Below are 17919 nucleotides of genomic sequence, written 5' to 3' on the forward strand. Positions count from 1 at the left end.
ATTCTCATTCTAAATACAGATGGATATAGTATTTTATCTAAAAATTCCGTATTTTTGCCTCTTAAAATTTCTTAGTAAACAATGATAAAAATTACACTTCCAGACAATAGTGTCAAAGAATTCGAGGGAGCAGTGACTCCTCTAGATGTGGCAAAATCTATAAGCGAGGGATTGGCTAGAAACACCATTTCCGCAATTGTTAATGACAAACAAGTAGAAACAACCACACCTATAACCACGGATTCTACGGTACAGCTTTTGACCTGGAATGATGATCTTGGAAAGAAGGCTTTCTGGCACTCTTCTGCCCACCTTTTGGCGCAGGCTATCCTTGACTTTTATCCTAATGCTAAGTTGACGATTGGCCCTGCCATTGAAAGCGGATTCTATTATGACGTAGATTTCGGGGATGAAAGCTTATCTGAAAAAGATTTTGAAAAGATTGAAAAAAAGATCTTAGAAAACGCGAAGAAAGGTTCTACCTTCTCTCTTTACCCGGTTTCTAAAGAAGAGGCTTTAAAAACATATGCAGACAATCCTTACAAAGTGGAACTGATCTCAAATCTTAATGACGGAGAAATCACTTTTGTAACGCATGATAACTTCACAGACTTATGTCGTGGTGGTCACATTCCGAATACAGGAATCGTAAAAGCGGTTAAAATTTTAAATGCAGCAGGAGCGTATTGGAGAGGAAATGAAAAGAACCCTCAATTGACAAGAGTATATGGTATTTCTTTCCCTAAACAGAAAGACCTTACTGAATATCTTGAAAGATTAGAGGAAGCTAAAAGAAGAGACCACAGAAAATTAGGTAAAGAACTTGGAATTTTTGCATTCTCTGAAAAAGTAGGTGCCGGGTTGCCGCTTTGGTTACCAAAAGGAACTGCTTTAAGAAGAAAGCTTGAAAATTTCCTTTCAGATGCTCAGAAAAAAGGAGGTTATGAGTTTGTAATGTCTCCACACATTGGGGCAAAAGAACTCTATGTAACTTCAGGACACTGGGATAAATATGGGGAAGACAGCTTCCAGCCGATCAAAACTCCGAATGAAGGAGAAGAATTCTTATTGAAGCCAATGAACTGTCCTCACCACTGTGAAATTTACAAGACTTCACAATGGAGCTACAGAGATTTGCCTAAGAGATATGCAGAATTCGGAACTGTTTACAGATATGAGCAAAGTGGAGAGCTTCACGGATTGACAAGAGTTCGTGGATTTACTCAGGATGATGCTCACCTTTTCTGTACTCCGGATCAGCTTTCTGAAGAATTTGAAAAAGTAATCGATTTAACTCTTTATGTTTTCAAATCTTTAGGGTTTGAAGATTTTGTAACTCAGGTATCATTAAGAGATCCTGAAAACAAACAAAAATATATCGGTTCTGATGAAAATTGGGAGAAAGCAGAAAGTGCCATCATCAATGCAGCTCAGAAGAAAGGATTAAAAACAGTTGTGGAATACGGCGAAGCGGCATTCTATGGACCTAAGCTTGACTTCATGGTGAAAGATGCTTTGGGAAGAAAATGGCAGCTGGGAACAATCCAGGTAGATTATAACCTTCCTGAAAGATTTGATCTTCATTATATCGGAAATGATAATGAAAAACACAGACCGGTAATGATCCACAGAGCACCATTTGGTTCTATGGAGCGTTTTATTGCTATTTTGTTGGAAAACACAGCAGGTGATTTCCCATTATGGTTAAGCCCGGAGCAGTTTATTATTCTACCGATCAGTGAAAAATATGTAGATTATTCAAAAAAAGTTTCACAATTTTTGGAAAATCACGATATTAGCGGTCAGATTGACGACAGAAACGAGAAGACAGGTAAAAAAATCCGTGATGCGGAATTGAATAAGATTCCTTTTATGCTTGTAGTAGGGGAAAATGAAGAAAATGAAGGCACGATTTCTGTAAGAAGACGTGGAGAAGGAGATCTTGGAGTGATGAAACTGGAGGATTTCGTTGCTTACTTTAAAAAAGAAGCAGCCATATAATTTAAAATTAAAAGATTGAAGGATTCAAAGGATTAATACCAGAACAGAATCTTTCAATTTTTAAATATTTAAATCAATTAAATTAAGTAATTAACCAATAAAATTATAATACAATAGCACAAAGATTTAACAACAGGGGCCCACAAAGACGTCCTGTACAGGAGGACTTACACTTGATCAACGATAAAATTCGTGTGAGAGAGCTTCGTTTGGTGGGCGATAACGTAGAGCCAGGAATTTATCCAATTGACAAAGCAAGACAGATTGCTGCGGAACAGGAATTGGATTTAGTAGTAATTTCTGATAAGGCCGAACCTTTTATTGCAAGAATATTAGAATACAAAAAGTTCTTATATGAGCAAAAGAAAAAACAGAAGGAACTTAAAGCGAAGCAAGTAAAAGTGGTTGTAAAAGAGATCCGTTTCGGGCCTCAGACAGATGACCATGATTATGAATTCAAAAAGAAGCATGCTGAAAAATTCCTTGAAGAAGGTTCTAAGCTAAAAACCTACGTATTTTTTAAAGGACGTTCGATTATCTTTAAGGATCAGGGAGAAATTTTGCTTTTAAAACTTGCTCAGGAACTAGAGCACGTGGGTAAAGTAGACCAGCTTCCTAAACTTGAAGGAAAAAGGATGATTATGATGATGAGTCCTAAAAAACCAGCAAAATAATTAAGTCATTATTTTAATATAAAGAAACCTCAAAGCAATTTGAGGTTTTTTTATGCTAAAAATTTTAGAAAAGACTGTAAATATCGTTGATCCATCCATACTATTTGCCAACTGAATCAACGGCTATACTTTTACAAGGTGTCTGTTATCCCTCAAAATTACCACAGTCATGCTCTGTAAAAAGTGGCAAAGCTTTTTCGGTGGTAAAGTATTTTGATATTCTTTTGTTTTTTAATTCCAGCTTTTTCCCTTCTATAACGAGTTCGTAAACGGGTGCTTTATCTATTTGCGTTACGATATAAGTTCTTTCCGGTGTTTTAAAAATGGTTTTGTTTCCTTCATTAGAGAATGAAAAATCACTAATTTCAAAGGTATCTTTTTCATCACAGACATTCGTCCATATTATTATCTCTTTGGTTATGGATACGCTTGTCAAATCGCATGAATAACAGTTTCCGGAGAATTCTATGCCATATTTCTCATACACATTTACACTTTTACTATTCAGGAGATCAATGGGAACAAGTTCTGAAAGCTCACCCGGTAGCTCTGATGTTGATGTATTATTTTTTTCCGGAGCAGGTGTAGAAACCGGAGCTGTTTTAGCATCTGTAGAAGCCACTTTTTCCACTTTTTTGTCTGTAGCGGGTGAACAGGAAGCTAGTAAAGCGGTCACAATTGAAAGGCTGATTATTACGTTTTTCATTTTTTATAAATAATTTTACAATACTTAGTTTATCGTTTGGTAAAATTGTCCAAATTCTCTCATTCAATATATCCCTGTTTTCAGCCATTTATTCCCTATACCTGGTAGTTTTGTTGGTATCTGTACTGAATACTGATACATTTACCAAAAAATATAAAATGAAAGTTTTAAATCAATTCTTCATCTCATCTATGATTGTTTTTGTGGGATGCAATCAGCAGAATAAAACAACAGAAACAAACAAAGTAGAAACTGAAGTTAAGCAAAAAACGATAACACTGGCCGATTTCAAAAAAATAAAAGGGGTAGATAATGTACAGGATGTTCCATTTCAATTATTTACCAAGCTGGATTCTATACAATTTTTTGCGGCTCCGAATAAAGATGCTGCTCATATGAAAATGGCTTATAATAAGTTTGATAATTATTACGGATTTGAAGAATTTGAGGACTTCTACTCTATTCATTATAGCATTAATAACAACATTTCGAACAGTATTGAAGCGTTTGTCCTGAAGTCAGAATTCACTCCGGCATATGAACTTACTTTAAAGGGCGTAGATCTTTACGAGATCAGAAGCAGCACATTTAAGGAATCGAGTGATTTTAAGAACAAATCTTTTAAGAAATTTGGTACCATTGCTGAGATTTCAGAACAGGAATTTAAAGCCGGCTCAAAAAATCAAATTGGTGAAGCATTGGTAAAAAATCCGAACATACAACTGCAGGATGGCAACTGGGTATACATAGAAAATGGAAGAAAAGAAGTCATTACACAACATGAAAATATCTCTACAGAAACCGGGCCGCTTGCTAATGAATATGTGGGACAGTCACCTTTCTTAAACCTGGAGGTTTTCAAAGAGAATTCTGACGAAGTTGTAGATTCCTTCTATTCTTTTTACAGTATAAAAAACGCAGTGATGTTTGAGCTGGGTACAGAAGGCTATCCACAAATTCTTCCTACTAAAGGCTGGGTTACTTCTGTTTCATCCAATAATGATGTGGGGAGTAATTTTGTTATTTCTAAATATTTTCCACAAACAAAGAAGCAAGATAATCTTTTGTACATGAATTTCACCAACTTCAAAATAGCAGATAATAAAAAGGCATTCTGGACTGATAATGATACTTTTTATGCAGAAGTCTATCCACTCAATTCAGCTTCAGTCAATGGTAAAAAGCAGAAAGCAGCTTATATAAAAATCCAGTTGAAAGCAAATCTGTTTTAGGAAAAATTTTTAAGGGTAAAATTAATTTAAGTTTAGAATAAAAACCCCTGAAATCAGCCAGTGTTTATAGCTATAAAGTCCAATATCTTTGCGGTAATATTTAAAGAGATACAATGAAAAAATTAAGTTTGACCATCCTTTTTTGTTTATTAAGTTTTATAACCTTCGCACAATCACTGAAAGTAGTTATTAAACAGGACGGAAAGGTAATTCAACCTGTAAACGATGTTTATGACCTGAAAAAATCAACGTTCCAATTTGAAATTACATCTTCCAATCTGGAAGGGTTTCTAGTGGGAGCCACTACGAATAAAGATGTTTATGCAGGAGCTTTAGGCATTTTGAACACTGAGGTTGCATGGTTTCAGAATACGGGCATGGCGGAGGAATTGTATAATAAGGACAAAGAAATGTTTCTGATGGATTCTGCGCCATCGTATTGGTATTATACCGATGCTAAAGATCATAGATTCGATAAAAATCCTAAAAGTAATGCAAAACAATGGACAGCTACCCGTACTATTACAAGGTTTTATGATATCATGGCAGACCAGCCTATTGATTTAAAGGATTTTAACGACAGGGTTTTCATATTAATGTATGAGCCTGTATATAATGACGAATATGATTTAGTAGGAAAGAAAAATCTGTTCCAGGCAGCTTTGAGATTCAAAGATTAATGAGTACACACCCGATTATTTGATTATATAAAAAAAGGTCTGCTTTTACGATGTAAGCAGGCCTTTTTGTTGGATGAATATTTTATTCGATCACCAAACCGTATTCTATAGCCAGTTTAATGGCGGAACTAAGATTAGAGGTTTGAAATTTCTCAATAAGATTTTTTCTGTGGCTTTCCACCGTGTGCGGGCTGATAAAGAGCTTTTCTGCCATTTGATTGGTTGTAAGTCCTTTTGCTGCTTCAGCTAAAATTTCTTTTTCTCTTCGTGTCAGTTTTGGAACATGATTTAATCCATCTGTTGATTTTTTCTCCAGAACGGACCTGGTTTGTGAGCATAAAAACCGGTTACCGGTATATACGGCAGTGATTCCTTCAAGGATTTCGGAAACTGAAGCATTTTTCTGAATATATCCTAAAGCGCCTTCCGCCAAAGAACTGTTAATAACAGGCAGCTCATTGTGAACGCTGAGGATGATAATCTGAAGGTTACTATACTTTTTCTTTAAAGGTTTTATCAGTTCGATGCTGTTGACATCTACCAGATTGATGTCCAGCAGTAAAATATCAACGGCTTGTTTCGCCAGGCCTGCATTCATTTCTGAAACGTTTCTGAAACAATCTACAACATCTATGGTATCGCTGTTTCCTAAAATATTCTTCAAACCTTCTAAGAGAAGTGGATGATCATCTGTTATGGCTACTTTTATCATGTTTAATAAATAGGAATTTGAAGTTCTATACTGGTACCAATATTCAATTCGGAGGTGATATTCATTGTTCCTTTTAAAAATTGGACTCTTAATTCTATATTGTGAAACCCTGCTGTTTTTCTAACGTCCAGGTTGGTATGATCGAAACCTTTACCATTATCTTCTACCGTAAGGTTTAACAGATTTTCTTCTTCGCTCACCTGAACAATAATTTCTGAAGTATCGGCATGTTTTATCGCGTTATTCACCAATTCCTGAATGATTCTGTAGATAATCAGCTGCTTTTCCTGTGATATGGAATTACTGTAGTTAATAAATTCAGTATGGATCTCCAATGCACTATTGGAGATACGGGAAGCAAATTCCTGAATGGCTACCTCCAAACCGTATTTCGTTAATAAATCGGGCATTAAATTATGTGCTACCCTTCTTAACTCTTCTACAGCTCCATCAATCTGATCAATTGATTTTGAAATTCCTTCTTCTATATTTTCGGATTGATGAGGGTTTAAATAAGACAACTGATGCTTAGTTCCTGAGAGCAATCCTCCCAATCCGTCATGAAGATCACGGGCAAGACGGCCACGCTCCTGCTCCTGCCCTTCAAGCAATGCAGTAAGTGTGGAAATTTTGGAATTTTGTTTCTCTTTTTCCATGGCCAGGGCATGCAATTCGTCTCTTTGTTTCATAGACTTAGCACGCTGTTTATAGGCATAAAGCAATAAGAGAATCAGAACAATGAAAAAGATAATAAAGAAAATGTAGTACGTATTGATCTTCTCTTTGAATGCCAAGAGCTTTTTAAAGTTGTTAATATCATTATTCTTCTGCCGGGTTTCCAGTTTTGCTAAACGAAGCTGCTGTTCTTTTTTTTCAGATTCAAGTTCTGAAAATTTCAATCGCTCACGCTGGTTTTCTTCCACCAGCTTTAAGTTGTTGTAGACCTGTTCGCGCTGTGCACGCAAAATATTAATCAACTTAATTTCCTGTGCTTTCTTATCACTTTCCAGCTGCAACTTGATATATTTCTGTTCCTGTCGTTCTTTATCAAACTGTGATTCTAATCTTTTGGTAATATCCAGTTTTTCCTGGTCGTAAACGCTTTTGTATTTATCTACATAACTTTTATAATAAGTCAGTGCTTCTTTGTAATTCCCCTGCTCTTCACTAATTCTGGATAAAGATTCAAGAATAGACAATTCAATATTATGATCTCGGACCGGACTTTTCCCAATTTCCATGGAGGCTTTTAGAAAATAAGATTTGGCTAAATTATAATTCTTATTCTGCAGCGCCAGTTCTGCCAGAATCCCAAATGAAGAAGCGATATGAATGGCATCACCGGTTTCCAGGCTCACTTTATTGGCCAGCTGAGCGTATTGCATCGCCTTATCACTGTCAAACTCGGTATATAAATTGGCTAAATTGATGGCTGCATAAGAAAGACTGCTTCTGTTGAGCATTCTGTCTTTATTTTTGTTGAAAGTCGCAATAGCCTGCAGATAATACTGCTCTGTTTTATTTCTCAGCTCCGTATTTGATTGATTTTGAATGTATTTTTGTTCATACACATACCCCATTCGCATATAGGCATCGAAGATAAGATTGGGATCATTTTGTTTGGATGCGAGCAACAGAAACTGCTTGCTATATTTCTCTTCCAGCTGATATTCATTGAGGTTGGAATAAATAGTGGACAATTCTTTCGCTACGTTGCCAAATCTCCCGTACAGCGTGGAGGTTGTTGGTGAGTTTTCGTAATAGTCGATCGCTTTCAGATAAACCGCAACGGCATCAGTTGTTTTGTTATTACGGGTCAGAATCCAGCCTTTTGCGTAATTAAAATAGCCTTTAGCCTCGTTACTATTGGTTTTTAAGCTATAGACCTTTGCCATGTCAAGACTTTTTGAAGACTCTGCTGTTTTATTATCCAACCGATAGTTCATGGCTTGTACAGCGTATAAAATCGTGGCATACTTTCCATCTGCCTGTTTTGATGCAATGGAAATATTGGTTTCTAAAACCTGATAAGACTTCGGTTTAAGGTTATGAAAAAATAAGGCAGTCGCGTATTTGGGAGCCAGATTGAGCTGTTCTGCTGTATTGTTTGATGCATGGCTGTATTCCTTTTCTAATTTACTTAAAACATCCTGCGCCTGAGCAAAAAACGGACAAACACATACAATAAATATAAATAATAACCTGTACATCAAACCCTTATCTCTATTAAAATTCATTCCATTAAGGAACGTAAATATAGGTAAATCCCTGCTAATCTACCTTGAAACCATGCTTTTCAGCAAAAGATCTCCATTTCTGAAATTTCTTTTCATTTTTAAAAGCCGGATCTTCACCATAGTAATACACCAAACGTTGAGCTGCATATTCGTAGGCACTGTAAGCATTGGCTTGTTCAAAATACTTGATGGCTTTCTTCAAATCTGCTTTTACTCCCATTCCGAGTTCGTAGATAATACCATAATAAATACCTGAATAAGACTGATCATAGTCTTTCTTTAAATACACCAAAAGGTTTTTATAATCTCTTAACTGATAATAGATTTCTGAGATTTTATCGTAATTATAATAGTATTTTTTCTCTGCTTTCTGATAAAAATCCAAAGCTTTATCATAATCCTGTAGTACATGTTCTCCAAAATAATACAGGTCACCTAAATTGGCAAGCGCCATTCCGTCACCCAGCTCAGCGCTTTTCCCATAAGCCTGAATCGCCTTTTTGATATTAAAAGAATATCCTGTTCCGTTGTGATACAAAGCCCCAATATTGTTCCAGGCTACAGGATGATTTTTTTGTGCTGCTTTTTCGTAATATATAATTCCTTTTTGTGGATCAAACAATGATTCAATCTCAGGATCAGTGAGTAATATCCCTATTTCCACCAAGCTATCCAAGTCGTTTTTCTGAGCAGATAACTCAAACAAACGAAGCGCTTCGTGGTAATTTTGATTTTCTTTTGCGTCAAAAGCCATTTTTTTAATGATTCCAACCTCCATGAATTGTTCGGAGTTTTTACCTGCCTGGCTCTTCCAACGGTTATAAAAGGAAATAAAGTATTCTAAATCTTTCCCCCGGAATGAATACCGATCCAAATAAATAGCACCATATCCGGAAGCCTCTACCCGATGGATGCTTTTATCTTCATTCATTCTAAACATATTTTCACCCTGATATAGAAACAAAAGACCTTCTTCTGTTCTGTAATTCAAAGGATTGGAAATATAGTCGTACAATTCGGTTGACAGACCATTCTCAAAATCAAACAACTGACAACCTTCATTTTTTTGGACCGATAAAAATCCATTTTCCACATAATGGATCTGTTTAATTTCTGACTGGGGAGCGATTAACCAACGTTCATTGTCTGCATCAAAAAGTCCTGATCCGGCTTGGGTTTCAAGGATAAAGACATTCGTTTTATACCCGACATTTGATTCTGCTTTTACTTTAATAATAGATTCATTTTCTAACAGAAACTGATGTTTTAAGGCGTGATAAATCTTCCAGTTTTTATCTTTACGAACAGCGAGAGTTTCAAAATTATCTATTAAAATCAGTTGATCCGCTTCGTCTATGATAAGACTGCCTTTTTCATCTATTAATTTTCCTTTCTTGTCAAATTTATTCGGTTTAATCCAGAAACAGATACTTGTTTTTAAGATACTTCCTTCCAGAAAATCACCCAGATAGTTCCCTTCCCTTGTATAATATCTACGTTTGCCGGTTCCTTTTTGTTTGGTGAAAAATAGCTCAGGGAAATAATCATATTCATAAGGACTTTCGCTTTCAACAGGAATAATCAGTCCATTTTCATCGTTGTAAATCCCAAATTTCCCACCTTTTTCTACGCCTAAGAATCCATAGGCTACTCTTTCAACAGCATCATAATCGGGAGGAATCATCCATGTGTTTGAATAGATTTTTAAAATACCTGATTTTCCATTCACTTTTACTTCACCTAAAGGTTCCTGCATAAAATCGAATACATCAAAAGCATCTTCATATATGGGAGGAATCCATTCTTTTCCATCACTTTGCAGGTAACCGAATAAAGTATCTTTTTGAATCACAGATATACTGTAATTATAGTCTGCTTCAAAAATCTCATCATAAACAGCAGGAGCTAAAATACCTCCTTTTGCATCCTTCAGTCCAAATTTTCCGCCTTCTTCATATATAGAAGATGCGGCTTTTTTATAAGCAAGTTCCTCAAAATATCCCAACCCGTAATTAATCCAGTCGGTTTGTAAAATTTCGAGAAATGAAGAATACCCTGTCTGCGAGAATAAGGAATCCAACAACGAAATATTCTGAGCTTCCACAGCCTTTTTATACAGCTTACTTTTCTGCTGAATTTCCACCAGCCATTCCTTTGCCTGTACCCTATGTTTTTCTTCGTTCATATTGAAAACATCCGTTGCATTCAATACGAAAGAGTCGTAAGGCAAGGCCTCCAGGAACTCAAACATTTTGTTGACAGGTTCGTAGTAAGCTTTTTTATAATGCAGCTGATAAGTATCGGCCAGCAGATTGAAAAAGTAGCGTAACTGAACAATTCCCTGGTATTTATCAGAGAAAAATTCAATACCTTCCACTCTGATATCTTCTGCCAGCAGAGGATACAGCAATAATGGAATTTCATAGTTCCACTCGCCCAGATAGGTATCGAATGTCTGATTTGATTTTTGATCGTAATTGTATAAATAAATCCGGTGTGCCATTTGTTAAATTTTATCCCGTCGGAAAGCATTAAAACATTCCTGATTACAATAATTTTATTGAAATTAAATAACAGTAATTTGTAAAACTGTCTTCCAAAGAGCTTGTTATTAAGTATATTCGAAACAAATCACTGCTTTTTGCAGCTCTTTGTCATGAAATAAATACAATTGGTCTGCTGCTGTTTTTTGAAAATCGTATCCCTCCAGGCACGCAATATAGTCCATCAATATATTATCGGTTTTATAAGGTTTCTCCAAGAGGTTACATCCAGAATAGTTACATAATTCAAAAGGAAGTTGACTTGTATTGATTTCATCAAAGATCCCTCCTGTTTTTGCCTGAATTCTTTCATGTAAATATTCATTAGGCTCATCTGTTTCCAGATCCTGCACTGTCAATTTACGAAGCCGCTCTAGCCTTCTTATATCTTCTACCTCCAATCCCGGCCGATTAAAATCCCGGTCATAGAGCTTTCCATTTTTATTGAAGTATTCTTTTAATAATGAATACATGGCACTATTCATATTATATTCAATTTCATCCTCTGAATACTGATCGCTATAATTTGCCGGATCAATTTCTTTGGAAAAAGTAAAATAATTCCAGTCTGCGTCAAATTTATATTTGCCATCAATGACATCAAAACCAACCATATCTGCTTTTGTAAACCGGGTGTGGTATTGGGATGTAGAAGAACCAATTTGTCCGTCAAAAAGTTCTTTTACCGATACCATGTGCAGCCACGTATCATCCTGAGGATCTATAAGTTTTAGATTAATTGAACAAATCGGCAGAAAATATTTCTTATGATTTTCAATATCATCATAAAATACGTCTTCATATTCCGGAAAAATTTTTATTAAGTCGTTCATTTCTATTTTCTTATGAGTTGTAACTGCTTTCCTTTTTTCACAATATCAAAGGCCATGTCTTTTGCCGGTTTGAAAGTCTGTGTAGGAGCTTCACAGGTTCCTGTCTTGCGGATACTGTCAACTTCCATTTCTATTTGATCGGCCTGAGTAAAATAATATCTGCCATATACTTCTGTAAAGCAATCATTTCCACATTCCCAACTGTCATAACTTTCAAATTTTTCTTCATCTAAAAAGTTTACAGCATAAAAATTAAGAATTAATGTAGAATCTATTCTCTTTGACAGTTTATAAATTTTATCACCACCCGGAGCAATAAGTCCTCCACTATCAACAATCCAATGGGTATTTTTCAACTCATTCGGAAAATTCATTTTTTTTCTCTCGGGATTCTTGCAGCTGGTGAACAGTGCCAATATGATACTCAACAATATAAAAGTAAGAGTCTTATTCATGAGGCTATTCCATAGTTTTATACATATTCACTAAGCGTTTTGCTTCTGAACATCGGTTTCTTCTGCAAAATAATTTTATTTTGTCGAATAAAACAACAATCCAGACGGGATCAGCTATTACTTTTACAGCTTCTCCTTCACTCAATTTTATTTGGCTAGTGTTTTTACCCATACTTTTTTAGTGTTTGTTCGAAATAAGAATTTATCTTTTAATTGGGTGTGAAAAAGAAAGCTATAAAAGTTATAAATTAATGTTTATCTAAGGGAAAGACTGTCAACAGCTATCATCAAAACCATGAATTTTTAACCGTTTTATCTTTAGTAAACTTTTGAATCAAAGATAAAAATAGGGATTATAAAAAAACATCCCTGATACCAGTGGTTTTTTAATCATTTACGCCTTTTTAGAAAACTCCTTAAAACACCTGAATTACAGCTTTTATAACAATATCATACAAAAATAAAATGCAGCTAAAGCAACTCCAATAGTTCCGGAGATGAGAAATAAGAGCATATAATACCGTCCGCTTTTATTTTCCTTTCTTATAGAATTAAATATAAAAGTGGTTAGCGTACATAAAAATCCTGTTCCAAAAAACACGATCAAAACAGCAAGAAACAATGCTCTTTCCAGATGTAAGTCTGCAGATGATAACATATTTTGTAATTAAGAGATTAAAATTAGGGAGAATTGAAAAACACTGCAATCCCGATTATCAGCTATATTTTAAGGAAACTGAAACCATTGACGGGTATCTTTTGCTCTTTTTCAAGTCATTGCATATAAGAATAACTGACCGTAAGAGGCTATAGAAAAGACAACCCTGTTCGTATGCATTAAAAATTACTTTCATGTGTCACTTTTTTTTCGTAATTTTGCACACTATTATTCCTAATGTCTTTAGGAGTAACCAAAACAGATATTGATAACAAAAACAATAAAAAAGCAGAACAATGCCAAAATTAAAAACGAAATCAGGTGCTAAGAAACGTTTTGCTCTTACCGGTTCTGGTAAGATCAAAAGAAAAAACGCTTACAAAAGCCACATCTTAACTAAGAAAGAAACTAAGCAGAAGAGAAATCTTACTACTACTTCTTACGTAGCTAAAGTGGACGAGAAAAGTGTACAACGTCAATTAGCAATTAAGTAGTTTTTATAAATCTATATTCGGTTTATAAGAATTCAAAACAAATTCAACATTTTAACCCTGAAACGGTGCAAATAAGAGTAACATCAGTTGCCGCCCTTTTCAAAAAAACAATTTAAATTATGCCAAGATCAGTAAATGCCGTAGCTTCAAGAGCTCGCAGAAAGAAAATTTTTAAGCAAGCTAAAGGTTTTTTCGGTAGAAGAAAGAACGTTTGGACTGTAGCTAAAAACGCGGTAGAAAAAGCAATGCAATATGCTTACCGTGGTAGAAAAGAGAAAAAGAGAAACTTCAGAGCACTTTGGATCACTCGTATCAACGCGGGAACTAGAGAGCACGGAATGTCTTACTCTCAATTTATGGGAGCTCTTAAAAAGAACAACATCGAACTTAACAGAAAAGTTTTAGCAGATTTAGCAATGAATCACCCTGAAGCTTTCAAAGCTGTTGTAGATCAAGTAAAATAATGTAGAATAGATTTTGTTATCAATATAAAGTCCCGGGTTTTCCCGGGATTTTTTTGTTTTATATCTTTCCTTTTCGTGTGTTTTCAGGGTGAAATCCAGTTTCAGATCTTTCAGATTTCAGGGCTATTTGATATATCATTAGTAACATTTACCTAGTTGGATGATGAATTGATAAAATTTTTAACATAAATATTTGAAATAATAGAAAAATATAAATAAATACAATTTAATGAATACCAATCTAGCATAACAATAAACAATATAAAAAGATATATTATTGTTAAAAAAACAAACAATTACAGAGAATAAGACTTAATTATTAATAATAAATAATGATTTATTGCTATATTTACAATTCTTAAAATAAAGTATCAAAATGAAAAAAGCTGTAGTTTTTTTGCTGACTTCCATTGCAGTGCAAAACATTGGTGCACAGAGTTTTATTCAGGCTTATAAAAACCGGGCTGATATGGTCACACAAGCCAATATCAATACCAACCTTCAGGAATTTGCCGGGTTTGGAATAAAAAAGACGGGAACAACAGCTAATAATAATGCACTAGACTGGCTTAAAAACAAATATCTGTCTTATGGATATACAGCCAATGACTTTTCTGAAGATGCTTTCACCTACGGAGGCAATCCGTCAAAAAACCTGATTATCACTAAAACCGGAACTTTATATCCCAACAAATATGTCATTATCTGCGGGCATTACGACACCATCGTAGGACCTGGCGTAAGTGATAATGGCAGTGGAACTTCTATTATTCTTGAAGCAGCAAGAATTCTGAAAGATATTCCTACAGAGTATTCTATTAAGTTTATTCATTTTTCGGGGGAAGAGCAAGGCTTGGTGGGAAGTAATCATTATGTAAACAATGTAGCTTACCAGGGAGGCACAAAGGTTCTGGATATAAAACTTGTTTTAAATATTGACCAGGTAGGAGGCCTTATAGGAAATAACAACAATACCATCACTTGTGAAAGAGATACCGGAGGAATGTCTTCCAATAACGCAGCATCTAATACCGTAACACAGGAGTTGATGACATGTACCACCCTTTACTCCCCTCTTCAGACAAATCTTTCTTATGCTTACAGCTCAGATTATATGCCTTTTGAAGCTAAAGGATATACGATTACCGGATTTTATGAAACGATCCTAAGTAATAATGAGCATACGGTAAGTGACACCTATGCCAATATTGACCCTGTGTATGTCTTCAATGTCGGAAAAGCAGCTGTGGGAGCACTACAGCATTTTGCCGTTGCCACAACATCGAATAATCTTTTAAGCACCCATGAAGCCACAACACAGAAATCAGCAGAAGAAATCAGAATTTATCCTAATCCTGCGAAAGATCTTGTAACCGTAGAGTTTCAGCAAAAAGTAAAACAATTCAAAATTGAGGTAAACGACATGGCCGGAAACACTATTTTAACCCTTGAAAATCAGGAAAAAATAAATACTTCAGGTCTTAAAAACGGAGTTTATACATTTACCATCAAGACTGATAAGGGAAATACAACAAAGAAAATAATCATTAATAAATAATGTCAAGTTTAAAATACAGATAAAGGTTAATTTTATCAGTATTTCATGTATTACAATCATAAAAATGAAGAAAATCGCTACTTTTTTACTGGCTTCCATCGCCTTGCAAAGTCTTGGAGCTCAAAGTTTCATTCAGGCTTATCAGGACAGAGCGAATATGGTAACGCAGACCAATATTACGACTTACCTTCAGGAGTTCGCTAATTTAGGGGTCAAAAAAACGGGCACAACAGCAAACAATAATGCTCTTGAGTGGCTTAAAACAAAATATCTTTCCTATGGATATACAGCCAGTCAGATCGCAGAAGATCCTTTTACTGCAGGAAGTTATAATTCTAAAAATCTGGTGATTACAAAGACAGGAACAGTATATCCTAATAAATATGTTATCATTTGCGGGCATTTCGACAGCATTACCGGTTTGGGAGTTAATGATAACGGAAGCGGAACTTCTATTATCCTTGAAGCAGCCAGAATTCTGAAAGATGTACCAACGGAATATTCTATAAAATTCATTCATTTTTCCGGAGAAGAACAAGGACTTCTGGGAAGCAGCCACTATGCCAATACAGTAGCGTATCAAGGCAGTAACCGTGTTTTAGATATAAAACTGGTCTTTAACCTTGATCAGGTGGGCGGTGTAATGGGAAATAATAACAATACCGTTTACTGTGATGAAGATCAGGGAGGACTTCCATCCAATAATGCGGCTTCTGCAGTGGTGACCCAGGAACTGAGAAACTGTACAGCACTCTATTCTCCTCTTCTGACCGCTGTAGATCCGGCAGAAGACACGGATTATATCCCTTTTGAACAGAAAGGCGAAGTGATCACAGGGTTCTTTGAAAGGATCAGAAGTACATATCCGCATACGGTAAATGATACTTTTGCCAATACAGATCCCGTATATATTTATAATATAGGAAAAGCATCTGTGGGAGCACTTCAGCATTTCGCTGTTGCTACAGGAACATTGGGAACGCATGAAGCTATCGCAAAAAACACATTGGAAACTGTAAAAATCTACCCAAATCCAGTAAAGGATGTCATCAATATTGAGCTTCCCGATTCCGGAATCAAGAATTTCACTTTTGAGATTACTGATTTCCAGGGAAGATCTATTTTCAAGAGAACCAATGAAACAAAAATCAATGCTTCCGGATTGGAGAATGGTGCTTACCTTGGAATTTTAAAAGCAGGAGATGAGACTGTAGTAAGAAAAGTAATGATCGAAAAATAGTTCGCAATTCAATATCATTAAATTATAAAACCTTTGAAACTGTTCAGAGGTTTTTTTCTTTTTCTGTCAATCACCAATATTAAATAATTTACAACATTCACACATCTTTCAATGCGAAATATATTGACAGCATAATAAAAATTTCATTTTATCTTAAAACATTAAACACTTCATTGTGATTTATTTACTACATTAGTGTTACCAAAATAATATTATATATGAAAAAATTTACCACAGTATTATGCACTGCATTGATGATGCAGAGTATCGGGGCTCAAAGTTTTATCCAGGCTTATAAAGACAGAGCAGATATGGTCACCCAAGCCAATATCACTACAAATCTTCAGGAGTTTAGTAATTTAGGTGTAAAAACTACAGGCTCAGCAGCAAACACCAATACACTGAATTGGATCAAAAACAAGTATATTTCGTACGGCTATACTGCCAGTCAGATAGAAGAAAGTCCTTTTACTTTTGGAAGTACCAGTTCAAAAAACTTAATCATTACCAAAACAGGAACGCTTTATCCTAACAAATATGTCATTATCTGCGGGCATTTCGATACCATCTACGGCCCGGGAGTGAATGATAACGGCAGCGGAACATCTATTATTCTTGAAGCAGCAAGAATTCTGAGAAATGTGCCTACTGAATATTCTATAAAGTTCATCCATTTTTCTGGTGAAGAGCAGGGATTAAAAGGAAGCAGTCATTATGTGAATAATGTGGTATATCAGGGAGGTGTACGTAAACTGGATATCAAACTTGTCTTCAATCTTGATCAGGTAGGAGGTGTGAAAGGAAATAATAACACAACCGTATATTGTGACGAAGACCAGGGAGGAGTTTCCAGCAACAATGCAGCTTCTGCAGCAGTCACTCAACAGTTGAGAAACTGTACAGCACTCTACTCTCCTCTTCTTACAGCGGTAGATCCGGCTGCTGATACGGATTATATTCCTTTCGAACAGAAAGGTGAAGTGATTACCGGATTTTTTGAAAGGATAAGAAGCAGCTATCCTCACAGCTCTAAAGATACCTTCACCAACATGGATCCTGTCTATGTATATAAGATTGGAAAAGCAACTGTAGGGGCATTACAGCATTTTGCAACAGCTACTACTACAATGAGCAAACCCGCTTCTAAAAACTCATTGGAAGCCGTAAAAATCTATCCTAACCCAGCCAGTAATATACTTAATATTGAATTACCGGATGCTAAAGAAAATAATTTCAGCTTTGAACTGAGCAATTCTATAGGAAGAACAATGCTTAAAGTAAATAATGAAAAGAAGATAGATGTTTCCGGTCTTCAAAATGGAGTGTATATTGGGGTTTTGAAAGTAGGCGAAGAAACTCTTGTAAAGAATATTATGATTGAAAGATAAAGATCAATCAATTTACAATAAAAACAGCAGGAATAATCCTGCTG

Annotated in this window: 15 protein-coding genes; 9 read left to right on the top strand and 6 right to left on the bottom strand. The window is 35.4% G+C overall.

Translation table 11 applies throughout. The features are described 5' to 3' along the window. The first annotated feature begins 81 nt into the window (after positions 1 to 81). On the top strand, positions 82 to 2001 hold the full coding sequence (gene thrS / locus ACPF63_RS09675; RefSeq protein WP_180563704.1) for a threonine--tRNA ligase: 1920 nt from the start codon (positions 82 to 84) through the stop codon (positions 1999 to 2001). Between the two features lie 173 nt (positions 2002 to 2174). After that, positions 2175 to 2675 (top strand): translation initiation factor IF-3, encoded by a 501-nt coding sequence (gene infC, locus ACPF63_RS09680; RefSeq protein WP_172625635.1) that lies wholly within the window; start codon positions 2175 to 2177, stop codon positions 2673 to 2675. A gap of 145 nt (positions 2676 to 2820) precedes the next feature. Here the strand turns inward: infC and ACPF63_RS09685 are convergent, their stop codons facing one another. Beyond that, positions 2821 to 3381 (bottom strand): hypothetical protein, encoded by a 561-nt coding sequence (locus ACPF63_RS09685; protein ID WP_426482845.1) that lies wholly within the window; start codon positions 3379 to 3381, stop codon positions 2821 to 2823. A gap of 158 nt (positions 3382 to 3539) precedes the next feature. Here ACPF63_RS09685 and ACPF63_RS09690 point away from each other — a divergent pair, with 158 nt between their 5' ends. Beyond that, positions 3540 to 4613 (top strand): resolvase, encoded by a 1074-nt coding sequence (locus ACPF63_RS09690; protein WP_426482846.1) that lies wholly within the window; start codon positions 3540 to 3542, stop codon positions 4611 to 4613. Between the two features lie 113 nt (positions 4614 to 4726). Next, complete coding sequence (locus ACPF63_RS09695; protein ID WP_426482847.1) at positions 4727 to 5293, top strand: hypothetical protein; 567 nt, start codon at positions 4727 to 4729, stop codon at positions 5291 to 5293. 82 nt (positions 5294 to 5375) lie between these two features. Here ACPF63_RS09695 and ACPF63_RS09700 read toward each other — a convergent pair whose 3' ends face one another. The 5 genes from ACPF63_RS09700 to ACPF63_RS09720 form a co-directional block, all read right to left on the bottom strand. Then, on the bottom strand, positions 5376 to 6005 hold the full coding sequence (locus ACPF63_RS09700; RefSeq protein ID WP_077417558.1) for a response regulator transcription factor: 630 nt from the start codon (positions 6003 to 6005) through the stop codon (positions 5376 to 5378). 2 nt (positions 6006 to 6007) lie between these two features. Then, positions 6008 to 8242, bottom strand: coding sequence for a tetratricopeptide repeat-containing sensor histidine kinase (locus ACPF63_RS09705; RefSeq protein ID WP_426482848.1), 2235 nt, complete (start codon positions 8240 to 8242; stop codon positions 6008 to 6010). 34 nt (positions 8243 to 8276) lie between these two features. After that, a complete protein-coding gene (locus ACPF63_RS09710) occupies positions 8277 to 10745 on the bottom strand; it encodes a tetratricopeptide repeat protein (protein ID WP_426482849.1) in 2469 nt (822 codons plus the stop codon). Positions 10746 to 10853: 108 nt separating this feature from the next. Next, complete coding sequence (locus ACPF63_RS09715; protein WP_077417564.1) at positions 10854 to 11618, bottom strand: hypothetical protein; 765 nt, start codon at positions 11616 to 11618, stop codon at positions 10854 to 10856. 2 nt (positions 11619 to 11620) lie between these two features. Beyond that, positions 11621 to 11992, bottom strand: coding sequence for a hypothetical protein (locus ACPF63_RS09720; protein ID WP_426482850.1), 372 nt, complete (start codon positions 11990 to 11992; stop codon positions 11621 to 11623). 1035 nt (positions 11993 to 13027) lie between these two features. Here ACPF63_RS09720 and rpmI point away from each other — a divergent pair. The 5 genes from rpmI to ACPF63_RS09745 all read left to right on the top strand — a co-directional run bounded on the left by rpmI (position 13028) and on the right by ACPF63_RS09745 (position 17875). Beyond that, a complete protein-coding gene (gene rpmI, locus ACPF63_RS09725) occupies positions 13028 to 13225 on the top strand; it encodes a 50S ribosomal protein L35 (RefSeq protein WP_002979658.1) in 198 nt (65 codons plus the stop codon). 119 nt (positions 13226 to 13344) lie between these two features. Beyond that, positions 13345 to 13689 (top strand): 50S ribosomal protein L20, encoded by a 345-nt coding sequence (rplT, locus tag ACPF63_RS09730; protein ID WP_034694451.1) that lies wholly within the window; start codon positions 13345 to 13347, stop codon positions 13687 to 13689. Positions 13690 to 14065: 376 nt separating this feature from the next. After that, complete coding sequence (locus ACPF63_RS09735) at positions 14066 to 15247, top strand: M28 family peptidase (RefSeq protein WP_426482851.1); 1182 nt, start codon at positions 14066 to 14068, stop codon at positions 15245 to 15247. A 64-nt stretch (positions 15248 to 15311) separates the two neighbouring features. After that, positions 15312 to 16487: a M28 family peptidase gene (locus ACPF63_RS09740; RefSeq protein ID WP_426482852.1), complete on the top strand. Its 1176-nt coding sequence runs from the start codon at positions 15312 to 15314 to the stop codon at positions 16485 to 16487. A 218-nt stretch (positions 16488 to 16705) separates the two neighbouring features. Then, positions 16706 to 17875, top strand: a complete 1170-nt coding sequence (locus ACPF63_RS09745; RefSeq protein WP_426482853.1) for a M28 family peptidase — start codon at positions 16706 to 16708, stop codon at positions 17873 to 17875. The last annotated feature ends 44 nt before the right edge of the window (positions 17876 to 17919 follow it).

It is taken from the genome of Chryseobacterium sp. R2ACT005, from assembly GCF_049949215.1.
Lineage (GTDB): Bacteria > Bacteroidota > Bacteroidia > Flavobacteriales > Weeksellaceae > Chryseobacterium.

Coding starts and splice junctions, on each gene's coding strand:
- thrS (WP_180563704.1), top strand. CDS start 82: ATGATAAAAATTACACTTCCAGACAATAGTGTCAAAGAATTCGAGGGA.
- ACPF63_RS09685 (WP_426482845.1), bottom strand. CDS start 3,381: ATGAAAAACGTAATAATCAGCCTTTCAATTGTGACCGCTTTACTAGCT.
- ACPF63_RS09690 (WP_426482846.1), top strand. CDS start 3,540: ATGAAAGTTTTAAATCAATTCTTCATCTCATCTATGATTGTTTTTGTG.
- ACPF63_RS09695 (WP_426482847.1), top strand. CDS start 4,727: ATGAAAAAATTAAGTTTGACCATCCTTTTTTGTTTATTAAGTTTTATA.
- ACPF63_RS09700 (WP_077417558.1), bottom strand. CDS start 6,005: ATGATAAAAGTAGCCATAACAGATGATCATCCACTTCTCTTAGAAGGT.
- ACPF63_RS09705 (WP_426482848.1), bottom strand. CDS start 8,242: ATGAATTTTAATAGAGATAAGGGTTTGATGTACAGGTTATTATTTATA.
- ACPF63_RS09710 (WP_426482849.1), bottom strand. CDS start 10,745: ATGGCACACCGGATTTATTTATACAATTACGATCAAAAATCAAATCAG.
- ACPF63_RS09715 (WP_077417564.1), bottom strand. CDS start 11,618: ATGAACGACTTAATAAAAATTTTTCCGGAATATGAAGACGTATTTTAT.
- ACPF63_RS09720 (WP_426482850.1), bottom strand. CDS start 11,992: ATGAATTTTCCGAATGAGTTGAAAAATACCCATTGGATTGTTGATAGT.
- rpmI (WP_002979658.1), top strand. CDS start 13,028: ATGCCAAAATTAAAAACGAAATCAGGTGCTAAGAAACGTTTTGCTCTT.
- rplT (WP_034694451.1), top strand. CDS start 13,345: ATGCCAAGATCAGTAAATGCCGTAGCTTCAAGAGCTCGCAGAAAGAAA.
- ACPF63_RS09735 (WP_426482851.1), top strand. CDS start 14,066: ATGAAAAAAGCTGTAGTTTTTTTGCTGACTTCCATTGCAGTGCAAAAC.
- ACPF63_RS09740 (WP_426482852.1), top strand. CDS start 15,312: ATGAAGAAAATCGCTACTTTTTTACTGGCTTCCATCGCCTTGCAAAGT.
- ACPF63_RS09745 (WP_426482853.1), top strand. CDS start 16,706: ATGAAAAAATTTACCACAGTATTATGCACTGCATTGATGATGCAGAGT.